This window comes from Plantactinospora sp. CA-294935, from assembly GCF_050936445.1.
In the GTDB taxonomy this organism is placed as follows: domain Bacteria; phylum Actinomycetota; class Actinomycetes; order Mycobacteriales; family Micromonosporaceae; genus Plantactinospora.
Map to the genome: position 1 here is coordinate 10,256,062 of NZ_JBNJMU010000001.1, position 17,913 is coordinate 10,273,974.

Here is a 17,913-nt window from a genome sequence, read left to right on the forward strand (position 1 = left end):
GGCGGCCGTGGTCCTACCATCACGGGCGGAGCCGGAGCCGTCCAGGAGGGACCCCGCATGCCCGTACCGGACTTCGTGGCCCCCTCGGACCGGCCCGGTGGCGGCCGACCGGAACGACTCCGACCGCTGACCGACGAACTCCTCGGCACCGTGCTCGGCGGCCGCGGCCACACCTGCTACACCGACCCGGACGGTGACCTGGTCGGTAGCTGGGACGGCAACCTGGTCTACTTCCTCCGGGTCGGCGAGGCCGGCGAGGTGCTCCAGGTCCGCACGATGGCGGCGAGCCGGTTCTCGGTCGACGACGTGCCCGTCCTGTACGCGTTCTGCAACGCCTGGAACCGCGACCGGCTCTGGCCGAAGGCGTTCGTGCAGGTCAACGACGACGGCAGTGCCCGGGTCTGCGGCGAGGTGGTCGCCGACCTGGAGCGTGGGGTCACGGTGCGGCAGCTCGACCAGCTGCTCGACTGCGGCATCTCGACCGGCCGGCAGATGTGCGCTGCCGTGGCGGAGCTGCGACGCTGAGTAAACTCACCGGCGGCCCGTCTCCACCCCGTGAAACCGGCGCGACCCCGTGAAAGCGAGACCCCGTCCATGACCCGACCCCACACGGCCGCCGCGTGACCCGCGACGAGTTGTTCGCCGCGCTGGCGGACGCCCGGGACCGGCCGGACGACGCGGCCAAGGTCGCCGAACTGGACCGGATCGTCGCGCACGCCGACGCCGGCGGGGACGTCGGGCTCGGCTTCGCGGCCCGGCTGGCCCTGGTCGAGGTGCACCGGCAGGTCGAACCGTGGCGGATGCTCCCGCCGGTGCGATGGTGCCTGGACGTCGTCGATCAGGCGCCGGGGACGCTCGACGCCGTCGACTCCGCCCGGCTGCACGGCTACCACCGGGAGGCGGTGGCCGCGCTCTGCGGCACCTCACGGATCGGGCTGACCCGCGCCGGGGCCGCTCTCGACGACCTGGAGCGGCGGCTCGGGGCGGCCGGGCGGAGCTGCGGACCGGCGTACGCCCTGCGCTGCCGGATCGCCGACCACGTCGGCGCCGAGTCGACCGCCCGACGGTGGCTGGTGCGCTGGCGGGCCGCGCCCCGTGACGAGTGGAGTGGCTGCGGCGCCTGCGAGCCGGCCGAGCAGGCGAGGCTGCTGACCGGCTGGGGCCGGTGGACCGAGGCGGTCGAGCTGGTCGAGCCGGTGCTCGCCGGCACGCTGCGCTGCCCCGACCAGCCGGAGCGGGCGCTCGGCACGATCCAGTTGGCGTACCTGCGCCTCGGCCGGTACGACGAGGCCGCCGCCGCACACGTACGCGCCTACCGGCGGCACCGGCGGGAGCGGGCAGGGTTTCCGTTCCTCGCCGACCACCTGCGGTTCTGCGCACTCACCGGTCACTACGATCGCGGACTGGAGATCCTCGCCCGGCACCTGCCCGAGCTGGACCGCCCCTACGACGAGGCGTCCGCGCTGGAGTTCGCCGCCGCCGGGGCCCTGCTCTGCCGACTGGCCGGCCCGGCCGGCTTCGCGCGACACCTGATCCACCGCCCCGGATACGCCGGGCGGCACGCCGCCGAGCTGACCGTCACCGCGCTCGGCACCGAACTCACCGCCACCGCCGAAGACCTGGCGGGCCGGTTCGACGCCCGCAACGGGACGAGCCACCAGTCCGGCCGGATCGCCTCCTGGCTGGCCGAACGCCCGCTGCCCGGCCCGGTACGCCTGCCACCGGAGCCGGTGGCCGAGCCCGAACGCGCGATCGAACCGGAGCCGCCCGCCACCGAGTCGGCCACGACAGCCGAGCCGGAGTCCGCCAACCAGCCGGAACCGACAGCCAAGCCGGAGCCGGCGACCGAGTCGGCCACGGCAGCGGAGTCGACAACGGCGAGCAGGTCGGAGCCGGCGGCGGAGCCGAGGACGAAACCGGAGCCACCAACCGGGCCGACAACGGCAGCCAGGCCGACAACGGCGGGCAGGTGGGAACCGGTGCCGGTGGGGTGCCGGGACCGGGGCGACGGGCCCGCGGTGGTCGCGCCGCTGACCGTGGCGGCGATCGTGGAGGTGCTGCGGGACCGGGCGGACCAGCACGTACTCGGTCCGGCGGGCACGGTCGGCGGCCGGTGGGGCAACGCGCTGATCGAGTTCCAGCGGTTGGGTGAGCGGGGAGAGATCCTGCACGCCCGGGTGACCGCCGAGCGCCGGCTGCCGGCGGAACGGCTCGGGCAGGCGTACGAGTTCTGCAACGCCTGGAACCAGGACCAGTTGCTGCCCAAGGCGTACGTCCTGGATCTCGGGGCGGGGGAACTGGTGCTGGCCGGCGATGTCAGTACCGACCTGGAGTACGGCGTCGCCGCCGGTCAGCTCGCCGTACTGGTCAACGCGACCCTCGCCAGCGGAGCCGCCTTCGCGGCCGCGGTGGCCGCGCTGCCCTGAGCCCCCGGAACAGACCGAGCCGCTGGAACAGGCCGACCCAGGAGACCAGGATCAGCACCGCGACCAGCGCCTGGGCGAGCGCGGCGTACCGCTCGGGATAGATCACGCCCTCGACGTAGCGGTCGATGAAGCCCCGCCCGACGCCGGTTTCGCCAGCTCGGCGCCGCGCCCAGTGTTCGAGATAGGTCAGCGGACAGACCAGTTGGGCGGCGGTCACCAGTACGCCCCAGGCGGCGGCACCGAGATGCAGCCAGACCGTCCTTGGCCAGCGCCAGGCGAGGAACCCGCCCAGCACCAGATAGGCCAGGAAGCCGAAGTGCAGCACCAGGACCAGCATGATCAACAACCGGTAACCCATCGCCGCCTCCCGGGCAAAGGCTACCCAGCCGGGCGGCCGGCGGACCGGGTACGAATACTCAGCCCACCGGCCGGCGCTCTCGGATCGTCTCGGCGCCCGGCTGCCTCAGTGAACCTTTTTCAACCTGGACCGCGCGGCGCTCACGCACCGCGTCCGAGCTTGCGGTCGGCCGGACCGCACGGGAAGGTTGAAAAGGTCCAGTGCAGATCGGCCGGCTCAGCGCAGCGAGGAGCCGAGGGTGTAGGTGCCGGAGCCGCGCCGGGACTCCACCCGGTAGCGGTAGAAGCCGGCGCTGCCGCTGTAGGAGATCTGCTCGTCCGCGGTCGGCCCGGCGGAGACGGCGACGGTACGCCAGGCGCCCCGGCTCCACCTCTGGAGTACCAGGTCGAAGTTGGCCCCGGACGGCCCGTCCAGACAGCCGACCTGCCGACCGTGTCCGGCCCGGAAGTAGCGACCGGCGGGCTGCACCTGACGGCGCCCGGCCGCGAGGGTGGCGGCCTTCAGCGCCTTGTGCTCGGCGCACTCGGAACCCGGCGGCGGGCTCGGCGGCTCGGTCGCGCCCGGCGGCTCGGTCGCAGCCGGCGGCTCGGTCGCGGCGGGCGGTTCCGTCGCGGCCGGCGGGTCGGTGGTCGCCGGTGGGTCGGCCGGGGGCGCCGTCGGCCCGTTCGCAGTGGTGACCAGGGTGAGCTGGTTGACCTCGAGGATCTCGGTCAGCGGCTGGAAGAAGGTGATGCCACCCACCGTGCAGTCGCCGGAGCCGCCCGAGGTGACCCCCTGGGCCTGGTCGCCGGACATCCAGGAGCCGCCGGAGTCGCCCGGCTCGGCGCAGACGTTCGTCCGGGTGAGCCCGGTGACCGTGCCCTCCGGGTAGACCACGGTGGCGTTCAGCGCCTCGACGACACCGCACCGGGCGCCGGTGGTGGCGCCGAAGCGGCAGATCGAGCTGCCGACCGGTGCCTCCTGCCCACCGGCGACGGCGATCGTGCCGCCGTCGAAGTCGTTGACCACCGGCTGCGGAACCCAGTCGTCGTTGGTCTCCACCACGCCCCAGTCGTCGCCGGGGAACGAGGAGGCCGAGACGACACCCTGGGCGACCCCGTCCGGGCTGCTGGTGGTAGCCCCCGGCGCTCCACAGTGGCCGGCGGTGACGAATCCGCCGACGACGGAGAACCCGATCGAGCACCGGGCGCGGTCGTCGATCACGTACGGGTCACCGCCGCGTACGTCGATCAGCGGCACCGGCGCCTCGGCCGAGGCGACCACCTCGACCGCCTTCGCCGGGGCGCCACTGGCCTGCACGAACCGCCGCACGGCGGCCTCGGTACCGGGCTGGGCGCGTACCACGACGCGGTTGTTCGACACGTCGACGTACCAGCCGGCGACGTCCGGGGTCGCGTCGTCGGCGATCCGGTCCAGGCTCGCCTTAACCATGTCGAGCTGTCGGGCGTTCCGGGTGACCAGCTTCGGTTCGGCTCCGGCGGCGCGTACCCGGGCGGCAGCCGCCTGGTCGGTCACCGCCACCATGAGCTGGTTGCCGTCGGCAGCGAGCCAGGTGCCGCCGTATCCCGCCCCGAGTTCGGTACGCAGCCGCTGGGTGGTCCCGCGGGCCCACTGCTCCCGGTCCAGCCGGGCGCGTGCCTGGGCCTCGGTCAGCGACAGGTCCCGGCGCAGCGCGTCGACGAGCTGCCGGGCCGGGCCGGCGGGTGTCGGCTCCGATCGCGGCGGGTCCTCCCCGGCCAACGCCGGCCAGGTCACCGCCGCCAGACCGGCGACGGTCGCCACCGTCACCCCGATCGCGATTCCCCGTCGCTGTGCCGTACTCCGCCGACTGACCGTGCCTCGCCGGCTCCGCGTCGCGCGTGCGCGATCCATCGATCGCCTCCTTCACCATCGGGCAGCCCGCGGGAAGGTACGGCCGGCAGGCGGCCGCCGATGAACGGATCGGTGATGGGCAATCTCACAGCCGATCGGCTGAACCGGAAGCGGCTCCCGTGCGTATCACCTGGAACGGCGGCGACTGGGCGCGACGGCCCTTCCGGCCCTTCCGCACGCTGGCCCTTCCGCACGCTGGCCGCACGGAAGGGCCCGGCCCGACAACTCGAAGACGCTGGTCGGCGCCGTGGACCGGGGTCAGACCTCGACCACGGTCGGGACGATCATCGGACGGCGCCGGTACGCGTCGTTCACCCAGCGGCCGACCGTACGGCGGACGATCTGCTGCAACTGGTGCGGATCGGTGATGCCCTCGGTGGCCGCCCGGCCCAGCGCCTCGGTGATCAGCGGGATCACTGGGTTGAACGCGTCGGGGTCGTCCGAGAAGCCCTTGGCGGAGACGGTGGGACCGCCGACCACCTTGCCGGTGACCGAGTCGACCACCACGGTCGCCGAGATGAACCCGCCGTCGCCGAGGATCCGCCGCTCGGTGAGGAGCGATTCGCCGACGTCGCCGACGGCGAGGCCGTCGACGTAGACGTACCGGCTCTTGATGTGACCGACCACCCGGGCGTGCCCCTCGACCAGGTCCACGACGTCGCCGTCCTCGCAGAGCACCACCCGGTCGGCGGCGACACCGGACTCGATGCCGAGCCGGGCGTGCGCCCGCAGGTGCCGCCACTCGCCGTGCACCGGCATCAGGTTGCTCGGCCGGACGACGTTGAGCAGGTAGAGCAGTTCACCGGCCGGGGCGTGCCCGGAGACGTGCACCTTTGCCACGTCCTTGTGGATCACGGTCGCGCCGGCCCGGCAGAGCTGGTTGATCACCCGGTAGACCGAGGTCTCGTTGCCCGGCACCAGCGAGCTGGCCAGCACCACCGTGTCGCCGGGGGCGACCGTGATGTGCCGGTGGTCGCCGGTGGCCATCCGGCCCAGCGCGCTCATCGGCTCGCCCTGCGAACCGGTCGACATCAGCACGATCTGGTCCGGCGGCAGCGCCGTCGCCTCGTCCAGCCCGACGACCAGGCCGGGCTCGATGCGCAGCAGCCCGAGGTCGCGGGCGATGCCCATGTTGCGGACCATCGACCGGCCGATGAAGGTGACCTTCCGGCCGTGCTCGGCGGCGGAGTCCAGCACCTGCTGCACCCGGTGCACATGCGAGGCGAACGAGGCCACGATGATCCGGCCGCGCGCCTTGGCGAAGATCGAGTCGAGTACCGGCCCGATCTCCCGCTCCGAGCTGACGAAACCGGGGATCTCGGCGTTGGTCGAGTCGGAGAGGAGCAGGTCGACGCCTTCCGCGCCGAGCCGGGCGAAGCCGGCCAGGTCGGTGATCCGGCCGTCCAGCGGGAGTTGGTCCATCTTGAAGTCGCCGGTGTGCAGCACCAGCCCGGCCGGGGTCCGGATGGCCACCGCGAGGGCGTCCGGGATCGAGTGGTTGACCGCGAAGAACTCGCACTCGAACGGGCCGAGCCGCTCCCGGCCGCCCTCCCGCACCGTCAGCGTGTACGGCTCGATCCGGCGCTCGGCCAGCTTCGCCTCGACCAGGGCGAGGGTGAACTGCGAGCCGACCAGCGGGATGTCCGGTTTGTGGGCCAGTAGGTAAGGCACCGCCCCGATGTGGTCCTCGTGCCCGTGCGTGAGCACGATCGCCTGTACGTCGGCGAGCCGGTCCAGGATCGGCGTGAAGTCCGGCAGGATCAGGTCGACGCCCGGCTGCTCGACGTCGGGGAAGAGCACCCCGCAGTCGACGATCAGCAGCTTGCCGTCGTACTCGAAGACGGTCATGTTCCGCCCGATGGCGCCGAGCCCGCCCAGCGGCACGATTCGCAGCCCGCCCTCGGGCAGCGGCGGCGGCAGTTCCAGCTCAATTCCCGGCTGGCTCATGCCGGCACTCCGCTTCGCTCCGTACCGTCATGAGGCACATCGGCACCGAGCTGGCTGATTCGCTCACTACGCTCGCTCATGCCGGCACTCCGCTTCGCTCCGTACCGTCATGAGGCACATCGGCACCGAGCTGGCTGATTCGCTCACTACGCTCGCTCATGCTGTCGCCTCGCAACGCTGTCCGCTGCTGTCCCTGCGCTGTCCGCTGCTGTCCCTGCCCCCGCTCACGGCAACTCCAGCCCGGCTTCGGCGCAGTCCGCCCGCAACTGGGCCATCTCGTCGGAGGTGGCTTCCACCAGCGGTGGGCGTACCGGCCCGGCGGGCAGACCCCACGCGGCAAGTGCCGCCTTGACCAGGATGGTGCCCTGGGTGCGGAAGATCCCGGTGAACAGCGGCAGCAGCCGCCGGTGCAGGGCCAGCGCCTCGGCGGTGGCGCCCCGGTCGTACGCCTCGATCATCTGCTTGGTGAGCGCCCCGGTCAGGTGGGTCGAGGTGCCGACCAGGCCGACCCCGCCGATCGCCAGGGCGGGCAGCGTCAACGCGTCCTCGCCGGAGTAATAGGCCAGGTCGGTCCGGCCGGTCACCACCGAACTGGCGATCAGGTCGCCCTTGGCGTCCTTCACCGCGACGATCCGCTCGTGCTCGGCGAGCCGCAGCAGGGTCTCGGTGGCGATCGGCACGCCGGTGCGGTGCGGGATGTCGTAGAGCATCACCGGCAGCGCGCTGGCGTCGGCCACCGCGGTGAAGTGCCGGACCAGCCCGGCCTGCGGCGGCTTGTTGTAGTACGGCGTGACCACCAGCAACCCGTGCGCCCCGGCCTTCTCGGCGGCACCGGCCAGCTCGATGGTGTGCCGGGTGTCGTTGGTGCCGACCCCGGCGACCACCTGGGCCCGGTCGCCCACCGCCTCGACCACCGTACGGATCAGCCGCTCCTTCTCCGCGTCGGTGGTGGTCGGCGACTCGCCGGTGGTCCCGTTCACGACCAGCGCGTCGTTGCCCTGCTCGTCCACCAGGTAGGCCGCGAGCCGGGCCGCGCCGTCGAGATCCAGCGAGCCGTCCGGGGTGAACGGGGTCACCATCGCGGTGAGCAGGCGCCCGAACGGGCGGGGTGCCGCCCGACCGGCGTTGTCAGGGTGGTGGGTCATGCGAACAACCTATCGGACTGCCGCCGCCCGACCGGCGGGGAAGGGTTCAGGACAACTGGGCGTACGGGCTGGTGGCGATCTCGGTGCCGTCCGGCAGCGCGCTGATGGTGAAGTCGGCGAAGACGTTCGGTGCGACCCGCTGGAGCTGCCGCAGGCACTCGACGGCCAGCTCACGAATCTCGACGTCGGCGCCCTCGGTGGCCCGCATCGCCACGAAGTGCCGCCAGGCGCGGTAGTTGCCGGTGACGACGATGCGGGTCTCGGTGGCGTTCGGCAGCACCGCCCGGGCGGCCTGCCGGGCCTGCTTGCGGCGCAATGTCGGGTTCTCGACGTCGGCGAAGCGCCGCTCCAGCCCCTCCAGCAGGTCGTTGTAGGCCCGCAGGCTCGCCTCGCTCGCCTCCACGAACCGCTTGTGCAGCTCGGCGTCCTCGGCGATCACCGAGGGCTCCACCATGGCGGCCTCGCGCTCCGGCACGTACCGCTGGGAGAGCTGGGAGTAGGAGAAGTGCCGGTGGCGTACCAGTTCGTGGGTGAACGAGCGGGACACACCGGTGAAGTAGAACGTCACGGTGCCGTGTTCCAGCACCGAGAGGTGCTGGCTCTCCAGGATGTGCGCGAGGTAACCCGCGTTGGTCGCGGTGGCCGGGTTGGGCTTGCGCCACGACTGGTAGCAGGCCCGCCCGGCGAACTCGGCCAGCGCCTGGCCGCCGTCCGCGTCGGTCGACCAGGGTACGTCCTCCGGCGGCTCGAAGTGCGTCCACGCGATGACTTTGACCTGGGGGGCAACCATCTCCGGCATTCCTCGGACTCTAGTCGCCTCCGGCGTCATCCCGACGACCCCCTGCCGGCGTCGATGCCCGAGCGCCGCCACCCCGGCAGCGCCACCCGAGACGGGTCTGGCGGGGTGCCGAGGAGAAGCCGGGACCGGCGGTTCGAACGACCAACGACAGCATCAGTCGTCAAGATGCCGTCACACTGACGCTTGCATGTGGCGTCACTGCGATGTCATAGTGACGTCATGGACCTGGCTCCCTATCTGGCCGCGCTGCGCCGCGACCTCGCCGCCGCCGCCGCACCGGGCGGCCCGGAGATCAGCCGGGCGGCAGAACTGCTCGCCGGCTCGCTCGACATCTCTGCCCGGCTCTGCCTGCTGGAGGTGCTCGCCGACGCGACCGCCGAGATCACCGCCAAGCTCGACGGGCCGACGGTCGAGGTGCGACTGCGCGCCCGGGAGGCGGACCTGGTGGTGCACCGGGAGACACCGGAGCAGCCCGCGACGGCGGCTCCCGGCCCGCCGCCCCCGCCGACCGAGCCGCCGGGCGACGTCGCCCGGATCACGCTTCGGCTGCCGGACACCCTGAAGGACGCCGTGGAGCGGGCCGCCGCCGCCGAGGGCATCTCGGTGAACGCCTGGCTGGTGCGGGCGGTCGCCGCCGCCGTGCCGGGCGCCGCCCCGCCACCGACCGGCCGGACCGGCCGGGGGTCCAGCCGCCGGATCACCGGCTGGGCCCAGGCCTGACCACCCCGACCACCACCCCGGGCACGCCGGCCTGCCCGCGGGTCACCTCGACCGCCCCGAGCCACGCCGGCCCTGGGGTCACCCGGACCGCCGCCCCGAGCCACGCCGGCCCTGGGGTCACCCGGACCGCCGCCCCGGCGGCGCCGACCAGCCCGGCGATGCCCGTCCGCCGGGCAGCCGGCCCGCATCCGCTACCCGAGACTTCCGCTTGGAGGAGCCATGTACGAGTTTCCCCGTACCGCACCGGTCACCGTCGCCGCCGACCTGCTGGCCGGCGTGTTCGAGATGGTCGCCGAGGACCGCGACTCGGCCGTCGTCGACGTACGCCCGTACGACGGCAGCGCCGGGTCCCGGGAGCAGGCCGCGCGTACCCAGGTCGGGCTGGACGGGGACGTGCTGTCGGTGGTCGTGCCCGACCGGGCCGGAGGGCTGTTCCGGCTCCGCTTCGGCGGGGTACGCGTGCTGGTCCGCGTCCCGCTGGACAGTTCCGGGCGGGTCAAGGTCGCCTCCGCCGACGTCCGCTGCCGGGGTCGCTACGCCGGACTGACCGTCGGCTCGGCGTCCGGTGACGTCGAGATCGAGCATGTCACCGGCGACGCCGACGTCGACACGGCGAGCGGCGACATCGAGGTGTCCCGGGTCGACGGCCGGCTGGAGGTCAAGGGTGCCTCCGGCGCCCTCGTCGCCCGGCAGGTCGGCGGACCGCTCCGGGCCAGGCTCTCCTCCGGAGACGTCGACATCTCCGACGCCGGCGACGCCGTCGAGATCAAGACCGCCTCCGGTGCCGTACGCGTCGGGGCGACCCGGCGCGGCCAGGTGCGGATCGGGACCGCCTCCGGCGACGTGGGCATCGGGGTACGCCCCGGCACCGGAGTCTGGCTCGACCTCGACACCATCTCCGGCACCACCCGCAACGGGCTGGACGTGGCCACCGCACCCGTCGTCGCCGGCAACCCCGACCTGAGCCTCGAAATACGTACGGTGAGCGGCGACATCGAGGTACGCCGGGCGGCCTGACCGGCCCGCCCGCACCGGCACTGGCACTGGCAGCCGGTTCAGCGGCGGCCGGAACCACCGTCAGCCGGGACCGCGGTGGGAGGGCGCCCACTGCCGGACGCGGCTGACCGGGGCCGGCTGCCGGCGAACGCCGCCACGGCACCCACGATCGCGACGAACGCGCCGAGCAGCAGACCACGGCGGTAACCCGCCACCAGCGCCGGGGCGCTCCCCGGTGCCGGCCGGCCGGCGGTCACCGCGACGGAGACGGCGACCAGCGCGGCCACCCCGACCGCGAGCCCCACCTGCTGTGCGGTGTTGACCAACCCGGCGACGAGCCCCCGGTCGCCCGCCGGCACACCGGTGGTGGCCAGCACCGTCGCCGCGACGAACGCGCAGCCCAGCCCCAGTCCGAAGAGGACCAGGCCGGGAAACAGGTGCCGGAGGTAGGAGCCGTCGACCGGGATCCGGGACAGCGACACCTGCCCGACCGCCACCAGCCCGAGCCCACCGGCCACCAGTACCCGGGCCGGCCACCGCTCGGCCAGCCGGGCCGCCCGGGAGCTGCCGACCAGCGCCGCCACGGCTGCTGGAGCCATCGCCAGCCCGGTCCGGACCGGATCGTGCTCGAGTATCCGTTGCAGATAGAGCACCAGGAAGAACCCCTGGCTGCCGACCACCGCCATCAGGCAGAGGATCGCCACGTTCGCGGCGCCGACCGGACCGGCCGCGAGGAACCGCAGTGGCACCAGCGGCGCGGCGGCCCGGCGTTCGAGCAGCGGAAAAGCGCTGAGCAGCGCCATCGCGCCGGCCAGGGTACCCAGCGTGCCGGGTGTGTCGAAGCCGGTGCGCTGACCGAGCGTCACGCCGTGGATCAGCAGTCCCAGCCCGGCGGTCGCCGCGACGGCTCCGGGCAGGTCGAGCCCGGCCGGCTGGCCCCCGCCGGTCCCCCGCCGTCCCTGCGACGAACGGGCAGTTCCCGGATCCGGGTGACGGTGCGAACTCGGGCGGTCGTCGGGCAACAGCCGGCCGGTGAGCAGTGGCGCCAGGACGCAGAACGGGACGTTGACCAGGAAGACCAGTTGCCAACCGGCGAGTTCGGTCAGTACGCCGCCGAGGACCAGCCCGACGGCGGCGCCGGACGCGCCGAGGGCGCTCCAGACCCCGAGCGCCCGGTTCCGGGCAGGGCCGTCCGGAAACAGCCCTAGCAGCAGCGCGAACCCGGTCGCGGAGACCAGTGCCGCCCCGACGCCCTGCACCGCCCGCGCCCCCAGCAGCAGCGCCGCCGAGCCGGCCAGGCCGCAGGCCAGCGAGGCCAGTCCGAACAGGCCGGTGCCGGCGACGAAGACCCGCCGCCGGCCGAGCAGGTCACCGGTACGACCGGCGAGGACGAGCAGCCCGCCGAAGGTGACCGCGTAGAGCGAGACGACGTACTGGAGGGTGCTCTCCGGCAGCGCCAGGTCGAGCCGGATCGAGTCGAGTGCGACCGTGGTGACGGTGCTGTCCAGAACGACCATGAACTGCACCCCGCAGAGCAGTGCGAGCGCGCCCCCGTGCCGCGCCGAACCGCCTGCCGGCACACCGCCCCCTGCCGGCACACCGCCCCCTGCCGGCACACCGCTGCCGGTGGTCATGCCGTCAGTCCGCCGTCGAGCGCGATGGTCACCCCGTTGAGATAGTCGGCGCCCGGGCCGGCCAGGAACAGCGTCGCCGCCGCCACGTCGGCCGCGGTGCCGAGCCGCCGGGCCGGGATCGTCGGCAGGATGTGCGCCTCGACGTCCACCGCCGCCTGCACCGGGAACGACATCGGCCCGTCCCGCACGATGCCGGGGTTGACGCCGTTGACCCGGAGACCCTGCGGGCCGTACTCGATCGCCCAGGTGCGGGTGAGGTTGTCCAGGGCCGCCTTCGAGGAGTTGTAGATCGAGGAGCCGGCCCAGCTCTTCGTCGTACCGATGGAACTGATGTTGACGATCCGGCCGCCGCCGGAACGCAGCAGGTGCGGCAACGCGGCCTGGGTCAGGAAGTACGTCGCCTTGTAGTTGAGCCCGACGACCCGGTCGAACTCCTCCTCGGTGCTCTCGTGGGTCGGCCCCGCCGTGAACGCGGCGGCGTTGTTCACCAGGATGTCCAGCCCGCCGAACCGGTCGACGGTGGCCCGGAGCACCTCGTCGTGGCTCTGCCGCCGGCTCAGGTCGGCCGGTACGAAGAGCCCGCCGTCCAGTTCCGCCGCCACCGCCGCACCCAGGTCGGTGCGGCGGCCTACCACCGTCACCGCCGCACCCGCTCCGCCGAGTACCCGGGCGATGGCCGCGCCGATCCCGCCGGTGCCGCCGGTCACCAGCGCCACCTTGCCGCTCAGTTCGCGATCACTCATGCCTCGACGCTAGGAGCGGCACTTCATCGCGGTCAAAGACTCAGTCCGCATGAGTTGATAACCTCAGTGCATGAACTTCGAGCTGCGCCAGTTGGAGGCGTTCGTCGCGGTGGCCGAGGAGCTGCACTTCGGCCGGGCCGCCGCGCGGCTGCACGTCGCGCAGCCCGCGCTCTCCCAGCAGATTCTCCGGCTGGAGGCCGCGCTCGGAGCGGACCTGCTGGTCCGGCAGCGCCGCCGGACGGCGCTGAGTGAGGCCGGGCGGCTCTTCCTGATCGAGGCCCGCCGGACGCTGCACCAGGCCCGGGTGGCGCAGACGGTGGCCGAACGCGCCCAGCGCGGCGAGTTGGGCCGGCTGAGGATCGGCTACACCCCCGCCGCCTCGTCCCAGCGTTTCCTGGAGATCCTCGGCGGGTTCCAGCGGGACGCGCCCGAGGTCGACCTGAGCCTCGCGGAGCTGCCGATCGGCGCGATCGCCGAGCCGCTGCGCGACGACTCCGTCGATGTCGCCTTCGTGGTCACCCTCGGCGAGTTCGACCGCACCTGGCTGGGCGACGACATCGCGCTGCGGCAGCTCTCCCAGGAGGCGTTCCTGGCGGCAGTTCCGGCCGACCACCGGCTGGCCGGCAAGCCGGAGATCGACCTGGCCGACCTGGCCCCGGAGTCCTTTGCCCTGCTGGCTCGCGATCTCTGTCCACACTGGTACGACCTGGTGCTGGAGGTCTGCCGGCAGGCCGGCTTCACGCCCGGAGTCGTGCACGAGGCGGGTAGCGTCGGCACCCAGTTGACCCTGGTGGCCGCCGGCGTCGGCGTCACCCTGGTGCAGGAGTCCGCCCGACTGCTGCGTGGCGACGGGATCGCCTATCTGCCGGTCCGCCAGCCGGTGCCGCGGGTCAGCTCCGGGGTCGCCTGGCGGGCCGACGACCCGTCCCCGGTACTGCGCCGGTTCCGCGCGGCACTCGGCGCCGACTGACCGCCCGCCTCACCTGCCCGACCGACCGCTCGAGGGCATCCGGTCCACTCTGGACGGCGTTTTCCGGCCGGCGATCATCCCAATCTATGGACGTCTATGTTGCCGCCTCTCCGGCGATGTGTTTCGGTCAATGCGCAGGAGTGCCGGTATGACCGGTATCCAGGGGAGGCACACCATGAATCCAGTTAGAAGGCTTACGTGGGGAGTAACGGGTCTCGCCCTGCTGCTCGCGTTCGCGGTACCGGGACCGCCGGCAGGCACGGCCGCGATGGCGGGACCGCCGGGCCTCGCCGGATACGCGGTACCGGCCGAATCGTCGACTCCGCCCGGCACACCCGGGCCCGACCCGACGGCGGGTACCGGTGCCCGGACCGTCAGCCTGGTCACCGGTGACCGGGTCACCGTCACCAGCGAGCTCAAGGCGAGCGTCGAGCCGGGACCCGGCCGGACCGACATCGAGTTCCTGACCCGGAGAGTCGCCGACCGGCTGCACGTCATCCCGACCGACGCCCTCGCCCTGGTCCGCAGCGGGCGGCTGGACGAGCGGCTCTTCGACGTCACCGCCCTGCTGGAGTTCGGCTACGACCGCCGGGGAGACCTGCCGCTGCTGGTGACGTACGCCGGTGCCGACGCCCGGGTGCAGGGACAGCGTGCGCTGGTCGGTGCCGGTGCGCGACTGGTCCGCGACCTGCCCCCGGTCGCCGGGCAGGCCGTCGCGGTGGACCGGGCCGGGCTGCCCCGCTTCTGGACCGACCTGACCGGGCCGGAGCCGACCCGGCGCACCATGGCCGCGACCGTCCGCACCGTCTGGCTCGACGGCCTGCGCCGGCCCGCACTGGCAGAGAGTGTCCCGCAGGTCGGCGCGCCGGCCGCCTGGGCCGCCGGCTTCGACGGCACCGGAGTGACCGTCGGGGTGCTGGACACCGGCATCGACGAAACCCACCCGGACCTCGCCGGACAGGTGACCGGGCAGCGCAACTTCACCGACGGCGCCGAGGGCGACCGGGACACCGCCGGACACGGCACACACGTCGCCTCCACCGTGGCCGGTACCGGTGCGGCCCGGTTCACCGGCGTCGCCCCCGGCACCCGACTGCTGGACGGCAAGGTCTGCGCGGCCGGCGGCTGCGCCGAGTCGGCGATCATCGCCGGCATGCAGTGGGCGGCCGAGTCGGGCGCCCAGGTGGTCAACATGAGCCTGACCGGCCTGGACAGCCCGGTGGTGGACCCGATCGAGCAGGCCCTCGGGGAGTTGACCGAGGCGCACGACACCCTCTTCGTGGTCGCGGCCGGCAACATTCCGGGTACCAGTACCATCGGCTCGCCGGCCACCGCCGACGCCGCGCTGGCGGTCGGCGCGGTCAGCAAGTCCGACGGGCTGGCCGGCTTCTCCAGCCAGGGCCCGCGGCTCGGCGACGGCGCCATCAAGCCCGATCTGACCGCACCCGGCCTGGACATCGTCGCCGCCCGGAGCATCGACACCGGGCCGGACGTGCCCGAGGGCGGCGGGATCAGCATGTCCGGCACCTCGATGGCCGCCCCGCACGTCGCCGGGGCCGCCGCCATCCTGGCGCAGCGCCAGCCGGACCTGCCGGCGGGCAACCTGAAGGCCGCGCTGATGGCCGCCGCCCGGCCCAACCCCGAACTCAGCGTCTTCGCCCAGGGGGCCGGCCGGCTGGACGTCGCCCGGGCGCTCGACCAGCGGGTCACCGCCGACCCGCCGAGCCTGAGCTTCGGCCGGCAGGCATGGCCGCACGACGACGACACCCCGGTTCGGCGTACGGTCAGCTACCACAACGCGGGCACCGCGGCGGTCACGCTGCAACTCGGGGTACGGGCGGTCGCGCCGGACGGCACCGCCGTGCCGACCGGGATGTTCGCGGTCACGCCGAGCAGCGTCACCGTGCCGGCCGGCGGCACCGCCGAGGCGACCGTCACCGCCGACACGGCCGGCAGCGGCGGCCCGCTGGGGCAGCTCACCGGCCACCTCACCGCGACCGTGAGCGGTGGCGGGAGTGTGCCCACCCCGCTGGCGGTCGACCGCGAGGTGGAGAGCTACGACGTCAAGGTCTCGCACCTCGGCCAGGCCGGCGAGCCGACCAACGGTTATCTGACCATGCTGGCCGGGCTGGACAGCGCCGGATCGATCTCGATGCCGGTCACCGAGGACGGCACGGCGACCCTCCGGGTGCCGAAGGGGCGCTACGCGGCACTCACCGCGATAACCAGCCCGCTGGACGGCATCTATCTGACCAGCATCCTCGCCCAGCCCGAGCTGGAGGTCAGCGGCGACCGGAGCGTCGTCCTCGACGCCCGGCTCGGTCGACCGCTGGAGGTGACCGTGCCGAACAGCGGCGCCCGGCAGGTCTTCGCCGAACTGGCCACCAGCGTGCTGGCCGCCGGACGCACCGCCGAGGTCGGCACCCTCGGCGGAACCTTCGAGCGGCTGCGTACCGGTCGGGTCGGCCCGGACCAGGCGGCCGCCGGGTTCGTCTCCCGGACCACCGCCACGTTCGCCCCGGCCGACGCGGCGGACAACTCGTACGCGTACCTGCTGTGCTGGCTCGACGAGGGGCGGATGGGCAACGGCTTCACCCGACAGGTGACGGCCGCCGACCTGGCCACGGTCCGGGCCGACCACGGTCACGAGTCCTCCGGCAGCAGCGGCCGGAAACTGGCCTGGGCGGTGCTGCCGGAGTCGGTGATGGGCGGGTTCGCGCACGCGATGACCTTCCCGCTGCCGTCGACCCGGATCGAGTACTACAACACCGACGGCCGGGCGCAGTGGTTCCGTTCGGTCGACGAGACGACCGGCTCCGGTGCGGAGCAGGCGTACCTGACCAGCCTGGTGGCGCCGCCGACGACCTACCGGGCCGGGCAGTCGTACCAGGAGCAGTGGAGTCGCGGGGTGTTCGGGCCGACGGTGGCGGCACCGCCGTACGAGCACCAGTGGGTGACCCGGCTCGGCGACACCCTCACCGTCCAGGCCCCGCTCTACGGTGACGGCGTCGGCCGGGCCGGCTTCTCCTCGATCGCCACCGGCCGGATCACCCTGGAGCGCGACGGCAAGGTACTGGCCGAACTCGACGGTCTGAACGGGACGATCGAACTGCCACCCGAGACCGGGGACTACCGGCTGACGATGACGGCGGAGCGGGGCGGGCCGGCGACGCTCTCCACCCGGGTCAGCGTGACCTGGACCTTCCGCTCCGGGCACGTCGACGGGGAGTCGCCGGTCCGGCTGCCGATCTCCACGGTGCGCTTCTCGCCCCGGGTGGACAACGACAACAGCACCCCGGCCGGGCAGACCGGAACCATCCCGGTGACCGTGACGGCGCAGCCCGAGTCGGGAGCCGGCGCCAACGAGAACCTGACCGTCGAGGTGTCGTACGACGACGGGGTGAACTGGGCTCCGGCGGAGGTGACGGCCGGGCAGGCGGTGCTGCGGCATCCGGCCGAGCCGGGGTACGTCTCGCTGCGGGCCAGCGCCACCGACACCGCCGGGAACACGGTCACCCAGACGGTGATCCGGGCGTACAAGATCGGCTAATGGGCGTACGGCTGCGGTGACCGGATCCTGCCGGTCACCGCAGCCGTCGACTAGACGTAGAAGGCGACTAGACGTAGAAGGCGTCGAAGGGCGCCCAGGGCAGGTTGCGCAGCACCGAGAAGACCCCCCAGGCGGCGAGGAAGATCCCGATCGTCTTCGGAGTGATCTCCAACTGCGGCAGCTTCCAGCCGAAGATCTGCCGACCGGCCCAGGCGACGTAGAGGTAGAGCAGGAACGGCAGGGCGAAGACGAAGAGCAGGTGGTGCCGGGCCGCCGCCGGCAGGTCTCCGTGCAGGACGTACCAGAACGCACGGGTCCCGCCGCAGCCCGGGCAGTCCAGCCCGGTGGTGAGTTTGAGGATGCAGGACGGCGCCGCATCGGGTGCGCTGCGGGTCGGATCGGCGAAGAGGGTGTAGCCGACCGCGCCGGCCATGCAGCCGAGCGCCGCCACCGGGGCGAGCCAGCGGGGCGCCCGCGCCTGGATCCGGTTGACGATCCGGGTGAGCCGGTCGGGCTCGGGAGCCTGGTAGGGGGGCACCGGATAGCCCGGGTAGACCGCCGGGCCCGCAGCCGGATAGGTCCCCACGTCCCCGCCCGGCGGAGTCGGGTCGCCGGCCGGCGACGTCCCGGCTTCGCCGGACCGGGTCTCGTCAACGCTCGTCATACCGTCCTACCCGTCGCCGATCGCGTCCGCCACGGCGTCGGCATCGCTCGCCACCGCTCACGACGCGCCGCCCGCCGGCCCGGCGGACG

The 17,913-nt window shown here is 73.3% G+C and carries 14 protein-coding genes; 6 read left to right on the forward strand and 8 right to left on the reverse strand.

Translation table 11 applies throughout. From position 1 onward, the window contains the following. The first annotated feature begins 57 nt into the window (after nt 1-57). Both ACQEVC_RS44455 and ACQEVC_RS44460 read left to right on the forward strand, forming a co-directional pair. On the forward strand, nt 58-525 hold the full coding sequence (locus tag ACQEVC_RS44455) for a YbjN domain-containing protein (RefSeq protein ID WP_432890542.1): 468 nt from the start codon (nt 58-60) through the stop codon (nt 523-525). Between the two features lie 95 nt (nt 526-620). After that, nucleotides 621-2,426 carry a YbjN domain-containing protein gene (locus ACQEVC_RS44460; protein ID WP_432890544.1) on the forward strand — a complete coding sequence of 602 codons (1,806 nt, stop codon included), beginning with the start codon at nt 621-623 and terminating at the stop codon, nt 2,424-2,426. Here the strand turns inward: ACQEVC_RS44460 and ACQEVC_RS44465 are convergent. The 5 genes from ACQEVC_RS44465 to thyX form a co-directional block, all read right to left on the reverse strand. Further along, nucleotides 2,368-2,784, reverse strand: a complete 417-nt coding sequence (locus tag ACQEVC_RS44465) for a DUF2784 domain-containing protein (protein ID WP_432890547.1) — start codon at nt 2,782-2,784, stop codon at nt 2,368-2,370. The genes ACQEVC_RS44460 and ACQEVC_RS44465 overlap by 59 nt on opposite strands. Before the next feature lie 216 nt (nt 2,785-3,000). Continuing rightward, the gene (locus tag ACQEVC_RS44470) at nt 3,001-4,656 is read right to left on the reverse strand and encodes a S1 family peptidase (protein ID WP_432890549.1); all 1,656 of its coding nucleotides are present in this window, start codon (nt 4,654-4,656) and stop codon (nt 3,001-3,003) included. A 258-nt stretch (nt 4,657-4,914) separates the two neighbouring features. Next, on the reverse strand, nt 4,915-6,603 hold the full coding sequence (locus tag ACQEVC_RS44475) for a ribonuclease J (RefSeq protein ID WP_432890552.1): 1,689 nt from the start codon (nt 6,601-6,603) through the stop codon (nt 4,915-4,917). Nucleotides 6,604-6,827: 224 nt separating this feature from the next. Further along, nucleotides 6,828-7,748 (reverse strand): 4-hydroxy-tetrahydrodipicolinate synthase, encoded by a 921-nt coding sequence (dapA, locus tag ACQEVC_RS44480; protein ID WP_432890555.1) that lies wholly within the window; start codon nt 7,746-7,748, stop codon nt 6,828-6,830. A gap of 46 nt (nt 7,749-7,794) precedes the next feature. Further along, nucleotides 7,795-8,538 carry an FAD-dependent thymidylate synthase gene (gene thyX, locus ACQEVC_RS44485; protein WP_346256304.1) on the reverse strand — a complete coding sequence of 248 codons (744 nt, stop codon included), beginning with the start codon at nt 8,536-8,538 and terminating at the stop codon, nt 7,795-7,797. Between the two features lie 228 nt (nt 8,539-8,766). On the opposite strand from thyX, the gene ACQEVC_RS44490 reads away from it, so the two are divergent. Both ACQEVC_RS44490 and ACQEVC_RS44495 read left to right on the forward strand, forming a co-directional pair. Beyond that, entirely contained in the window at nt 8,767-9,267 is a 501-nt protein-coding gene (locus ACQEVC_RS44490) for a toxin-antitoxin system HicB family antitoxin (protein WP_432890558.1), read from the forward strand. Nucleotides 9,268-9,486: 219 nt separating this feature from the next. Then, on the forward strand, nt 9,487-10,284 hold the full coding sequence (locus ACQEVC_RS44495) for a DUF4097 family beta strand repeat-containing protein (RefSeq protein ID WP_432890561.1): 798 nt from the start codon (nt 9,487-9,489) through the stop codon (nt 10,282-10,284). A 38-nt stretch (nt 10,285-10,322) separates the two neighbouring features. Here the strand turns inward: ACQEVC_RS44495 and ACQEVC_RS44500 are convergent, their stop codons facing one another. Both ACQEVC_RS44500 and ACQEVC_RS44505 read right to left on the reverse strand, forming a co-directional pair. Beyond that, nucleotides 10,323-11,897: an MFS transporter gene (locus ACQEVC_RS44500; protein WP_432890564.1), complete on the reverse strand. Its 1,575-nt coding sequence runs from the start codon at nt 11,895-11,897 to the stop codon at nt 10,323-10,325. Then, complete coding sequence (locus ACQEVC_RS44505) at nt 11,894-12,640, reverse strand: SDR family NAD(P)-dependent oxidoreductase (protein ID WP_432890566.1); 747 nt, start codon at nt 12,638-12,640, stop codon at nt 11,894-11,896. Before ACQEVC_RS44505 ends, ACQEVC_RS44500 begins: the two co-directional genes overlap by 4 nt. A gap of 70 nt (nt 12,641-12,710) precedes the next feature. On the opposite strand from ACQEVC_RS44505, the gene ACQEVC_RS44510 reads away from it, so the two are divergent. Together ACQEVC_RS44510 and ACQEVC_RS44515 are read left to right on the forward strand one after the other, a co-directional pair. Then, nucleotides 12,711-13,610 carry a LysR family transcriptional regulator gene (locus ACQEVC_RS44510; RefSeq protein WP_432890573.1) on the forward strand — a complete coding sequence of 300 codons (900 nt, stop codon included), beginning with the start codon at nt 12,711-12,713 and terminating at the stop codon, nt 13,608-13,610. Nucleotides 13,611-13,758: 148 nt separating this feature from the next. Further along, nucleotides 13,759-17,160: a S8 family serine peptidase gene (locus ACQEVC_RS44515; RefSeq protein ID WP_432890575.1), complete on the forward strand. Its 3,402-nt coding sequence runs from the start codon at nt 13,759-13,761 to the stop codon at nt 17,158-17,160. A gap of 67 nt (nt 17,161-17,227) precedes the next feature. Here ACQEVC_RS44515 and ACQEVC_RS44520 read toward each other — a convergent pair whose 3' ends face one another. Then, entirely contained in the window at nt 17,228-17,824 is a 597-nt protein-coding gene (locus ACQEVC_RS44520) for a DUF2752 domain-containing protein (RefSeq protein ID WP_432890578.1), read from the reverse strand. Nucleotides 17,825-17,913 lie beyond the last annotated feature (89 nt).